The 5,228-nt window shown below is 72.4% G+C and carries 4 protein-coding genes and 1 pseudogene; 3 read left to right on the top strand and 2 right to left on the bottom strand.

Translation table 11 applies throughout. The features are described 5' to 3' along the window. Both AC51EU_RS26805 and AC51EU_RS26800 read right to left on the bottom strand, forming a co-directional pair. Positions 1-727: pseudogene (locus AC51EU_RS26805) on the bottom strand (hypothetical protein); the annotation flags it as partial. A gap of 996 nt (positions 728-1,723) precedes the next feature. Next, entirely contained in the window at positions 1,724-2,110 is a 387-nt protein-coding gene (locus AC51EU_RS26800) for an NUDIX hydrolase (protein WP_496269664.1), read from the bottom strand. Between the two features lie 479 nt (positions 2,111-2,589). Between AC51EU_RS26800 and AC51EU_RS26795 the strand changes: the two genes are divergently transcribed. From AC51EU_RS26795 to AC51EU_RS26785, 3 genes are all read left to right on the top strand, one after another. After that, positions 2,590-3,276: an eCIS core domain-containing protein gene (locus tag AC51EU_RS26795; protein WP_496269663.1), complete on the top strand. Its 687-nt coding sequence runs from the start codon at positions 2,590-2,592 to the stop codon at positions 3,274-3,276. Positions 3,277-3,428: 152 nt separating this feature from the next. Then, a complete protein-coding gene (locus AC51EU_RS26790; RefSeq protein WP_403480920.1) occupies positions 3,429-3,632 on the top strand; it encodes a cold-shock protein in 204 nt (67 codons plus the stop codon). Positions 3,633-3,718: 86 nt separating this feature from the next. After that, positions 3,719-5,228, top strand: a 1,510-nt coding sequence (locus AC51EU_RS26785; protein ID WP_496269662.1) for a DEAD/DEAH box helicase, incomplete at its 3' end; no start/stop codon positions are given.

Raw genomic sequence — 5,228 nt, 5'->3', positions numbered from 1 at the left:
GGAGGTCGTCCAGCCCCGGTCCGGGGAACCGCCGGTGCGCCCCGGCGGCCACCCATACGGGCGGCCCGTCCGGCATCCGGTCCAGCTGCGCGGCGAGGGCCTGGAGCACGATGCGGGCCACGGCGGGGTCGCCCTCGACCGCGAGCGCGGCGGGTCCGCGCAGCCAGTCGACGAGGACGACGCCCGGCGCCCGCCGGTCCGTGCCGAGGACCAGCGGCAGCCGGGTCCCGGGCCGGGGGCCGCCGATCCGCGCGACCGGCGCGGCCCAGGTCCACTCCCCCGCCCCGTTCCCGGCGCCCGTGGCGGACGTGCCGGTCCAGGGGGCGGCGGGCCCGTCGGCACCGACCGGGTCACGACCGGCGACGACGACCTGGACGACGTCCCGGGCGGGCCCGAGGTGAACCGCCGCGGCGTAGCAGCCGGTTCCGCACTCCTGGTCGGCGTGGTCCAGGGCGGCCCGCGCGGTGTCGTAGCCCGCGGGGTCGGCGAAGAAGCGGTTCAGGACGCGCGCGGCGCGGCGGAGGCTCAGGTAGGCGCGCAGCGGCGCGGTGAACGCCCGGCCGGTCGTGCGCAGCTCCCACCTCACGCGCCGGCAGGCGCGGCGGAACCCGCCCAGCCTCCGGACGGTCCGGCCCGTCAACCAGCACAGCAGGACGACGGCGAGCAGGAAGCCGAGCAGAATCCACCAGGACGTACGGTCGGGCATCCCGAGCGCGAGCTGGTCCATCGGGCGGTCTGCGCGCGGGCCGCCGCCCCCTAGGAGGGCCCCGCTCACATGCGCCCCCGCGAGGGGACGACCGCGCGCTGCCGGGACGTGGCCGTGCCGGACGGTGTCCCCGATACGTGCGCGGTGTCGGGGCCGGAAGGGCCGAGCAGGTATGTGTACACCAGAACCTCTCGTGGGGAACGGGACAGTGGGGCGAGCAGGGCGACTACGCGTACGCGCCGGTGCTCGTGGGTCCGACCGTCGGCCTCCGACCGCTGCCCGGTGGGGCCCACGGGGCGAGCGCGGCCGGGACGGCTCCGGTCGACGGCGTTGCGGGCGACCCTGAACCTCCGGGGTGACGCCGGCTCCCGGCCGGGTTGCCCCTGGCGCGCCGTGCCGCGCTGCGGCCGGTCGCGCGCCTCAGGGGCTGCTGGCCGACGCCTTCGGCGCACCGCCGATCGCCGGGCAGGGCCTGGGTGACGTGGACCGGTAACGCTCGGCGGGGTGTCGTGACCAGGACGGTGACGCGTTCACCGGTGTCGGCGCGGGCGAGTTCCCCGGCGGGGCCTCGGGGCGATATGGCCGGTTCGGTCATCGCAGCGCTGCCTCGGTAAGGACTCGGGTGGGCCGTCGGTCCGTTCACCGGCCGGGTGGTTGGTCGTACCACCGGCCCCACATTAATCACGGGCCTCGGAGCTGGGCAAAAGTCCGGGTAATTCCCGGCACATACGAACCAAATGCAGCTATTGCTGCTTACTTCCCTACAGATGAGGCAGGTTGCGTCACATTTCCGACAGCGCAACGGGGCTGACGTATCGCCAATTCAGGCGAGCGAGCGGTGACGGCCGATGCCCGTGAGGTGTCCTCAGACGGAGACAGGCTCGAGAAGCGGCCACTGCGGACCCGTTCAGTGGCGCGACCTTGCCCGGAAAGCCAACGCACCGACCGCCGACACCGGGACATTCAGGACAGCAGCCCCACCGACACCAAGGCAGCAGCGGGCGACCCGCCCCGTCCTCAGTACCGCCCCGCCGCCACATCCGCCGTACAACGGGCCAGCAGTGCCCTCCCGTCCGGCACGAACGCCCTCTCCGGGTCGGCCAGTTGTTCCGTCAGCCGGTCCCAGGTCAGCCACCAGCCGTCGGCGACCTCCGACGGCTGGTGGACGATCGGGCCGTGCCGGGCGGGGTCGTAGACCGTCTCATAGGTGAAGGCCAGGTAGTTGGTGTGCGCGTCCGTGTACCAGTGCCGGGCGAGCGGACGCAGCGCACAGCCCCGCAGGCCCAGTTCCTCGGCGATCTCCCGGGCGCCGGGGGCCCGGTCGAGGCCGGTCAGCCGCCCCACCCCGCGCAACCGCGCGAACTGGCCCGCGATCACTCCGACCCCGCCCGCCGCCCCGGTCACTATCCGTAATGGTGTTCCGACCACTCCTCGATCCGGGATCACCCTCTTTCCACAGCCGCGCATGCCCCTCCTTCTTCCGCACAGTCGAACCCGCCCTCCGGGAATCGGCACGTGATCCGGGGAATCCCGCTCGCCGTCACACGCCCCGGGAAGATTCACACCCCTCACCGCGCAGTGAGGACCGAAAGGATTACCGCCCGAGGAAGACCGACGGGACGGCCGTCACCCTCCGTTCACCCGTGAGGCGCCTGACGGGTGACACCGCAAGTCGATTTCGGCCAATACGGCCTTGCCGGACGGATAACGGCCAGCACCTTCCGGCGACGGATTTCCCCGATCCGGGCTTTCGTTCACGTCGGCACCGGAACCGGCCCTGCCCTTTCGGGCACCGCAGTACCCCCGCATCTGCCCGCAAGGCCCTTTCGTTCCCCTTGCACGCGGCGGTACTGCTGGCTGTTGATTCCTGGAGAGGAGTGCCCTTGCACGCGCACGACAGACGCACGGACAAGACCACCGGCAGTGGTGGCCGTCAGGAGGGGGCGGGCCGGGGCGGCGCCCCACAGTCATCGGCCCGCGCACAGCTGCTGGCGCTCCAGCGCACGGCGGGGAACGCGGCCGTGGCACGGGCCGTCGAGGAACACCGCCGCACTCAGGGCGCGGACGCAGCCACCGACCGCCCCCTCCAGCGGTCAACGGCGCACGACGTCCTGCGGTCCCCCGGCCGCCCCCTGGACGCCCCGCTGCGCAGGGAGATGGAGGCGCGGCTCGGCGCCGACTTCGGCGACGTACGCGTGCACACGGACTCCCGCGCCCAGCGCTCGGCGGCGGAGATCGGGGCGCGCGCGTACACCTCCGGCAGCCATGTGGTCATCGGCGAGGGCGGCGCGGACAAGCACACCCTGGCCCACGAGCTGACGCACGTCGTCCAGCAGCGGCAGGGCCCCGTGGCCGGCACGGACAACGGCGACGGGCTGAAGGTCTCCGACCCCTCCGACCGGTTCGAGCGCGCGGCCGAGGCCAATGCCGTACGGGTGATGAGGGGGCCGGCTCCCGTACAGGCGGACGGGCCCGACGACGATGCCTCGGCCCCGGCGGCCGCCGACGCCGTGCAGCGGGCGGACACGGGCCGCCCCTCCGTGCGCCAAGGGGACCCACCGCCCTCGTGAAACCGGGGAACGGTTTTTGTGTTACGGTTCCAGGGTTGCAGTTGTGGTACCCATGAACCTATGTGCGCCTGACGGGAATGTTTCTCCTTCGGGCGCATTATTTGTTTTCCGGCATCTCCGGATGGGGCCTCTGCCTACAGAAGGAGATAAACATGGCACAGGGAACCGTGAAGTGGTTCAACGCCGAAAAGGGTTTCGGCTTCATCGAGCAGGACGGCGGCGGCCCCGACGTCTTCGCCCACTACTCGAACATCCAGTCCCAGGGCTTCCGTGAGCTCCAGGAGGGACAGCGCGTCTCCTTCGACGTCACGCAGGGCCAGAAGGGCCCGCAGGCGGAGAACATCATCCCCGCCTGATCGCCGGCGGCGTATCCGCTCACCGGGGTTCGCACCGTCATGGTGCGGGTCCCGGTTTGCGCTGTTTCAGGAAGGCTCACCATCGCATGGCCCGCAGGCCCCAGAAATCGAACCGGCGCACCTCGTCGCCCGCCCCGTCCGCATCGTCGCCCAGGGAATTCCGGCTGCCGGAAAACACGACGCCGGCACTTCCCGCCGTCGAGGAATTCGCCGCCCTGAACATGCCCGCAGGGCTGCTGCGCACCCTCACCGCGCAGGGCGTCACCGCCCCGTTCCCCATCCAGGCCGCCACGCTGCCCAACTCGCTCGCCGGCCGTGACCTGCTGGGACGGGGACGCACCGGCTCCGGGAAGACCCTCGCGTTCGGGCTGGCGCTGCTGGCCCGTACTGCCGGACTGCGGGCCGAGCCCAAGGCGCCCCTCGCCCTCGTGCTGGTGCCCACCCGTGAACTCGCACAGCAGGTGACGGACGCGCTGACGCCCTACGCCACGGCCGTGAACCTCCGGATGGCCACCGTCGTCGGCGGGCTGTCCCTCACCAAGCAGGCCGCCACGCTCCGGCGCGGCGCCGAGGTGCTCGTGGCGAGTCCCGGCAGACTCAACGACCTCGTGGAGCGCGGGGACTGCGTGCTCGGCAGCGTACGCACAACGGTGCTGGACGAAGCCGACCAGATGACCGACATGGGTTTCCTCCCGCAGGTCACCAAGCTGCTCCAGCAGGTGCGGCCCGACGGACAGCGCATGCTCTTCTCGGCCACCCTGGACGCCAATATCGACCGCCTGGTGCAGCGGTTCCTGACCGACCCGGTGGTGCACTCGGTGGACCCGTCCGCGGGAGCGGTGACCACCATGGAGCACCACGTGCTCCACGTCCCGGACGAAACCGACAAGAGGGCCGTCACCACGCGCATCGCGGCCCGTGACGGCCGGGTCATCCTCTTCCTCGACACGAAGAGGTCCGCCGACCGTCTCGCCAAGCGGCTCCTGGCCGTCGGTGTCCGTGCCGCCGCGCTGCACGGGGGCCGCACCCAGCCGCAGCGGAACCGCACCCTGGAGCAGTTCAAGAACGGCCAGGTCACCGCGCTGGTGGCGACGAACGTCGCGGCCCGGGGCATCCATATCGACAACCTCGACCTCGTCGTCAACGTCGATCCCCCCGGCGACCACAAGGACTATCTGCACCGGGGCGGCCGCACGGCACGCGCCGGCGGCACCGGCAGCGTGGTCACCCTGGTCCTGCCCGGCCAGAAACGGGACGTCACCCGGCTCATGTCGGACGCGGGCATCCGCCCCAGGACGGCACGCATCACGTCCAGCGACGCGCAACTGGCCGCCATCACCGGCGCCCGCGAGCCCTCCGGCGTTCCCGTCACCCTGGAGGCCGCCAAGCCGCCGGCAGCTCCCCGTCAGGACCGGAAGACCAGCACCGGGCCCGGCAGGCGATCCGGGCGCCGCCGCAAGAACGGCGGCGCGGCAGCGGGCACGGCCGCCGACGCGGGGAGCCAAGGCCCGAACCGCCGGGCCGCCGCCGGTTCCGCGGGAACCGGCAAGCCGTCCGCAGACAGCGGGCGCGGCTCTGCCCGCAGGACGGGGCCCG

The organism is Candidatus Streptomyces philanthi, from assembly GCF_059553635.1.
This window is presented reverse-complemented; position numbering and strand designations above follow the sequence as displayed.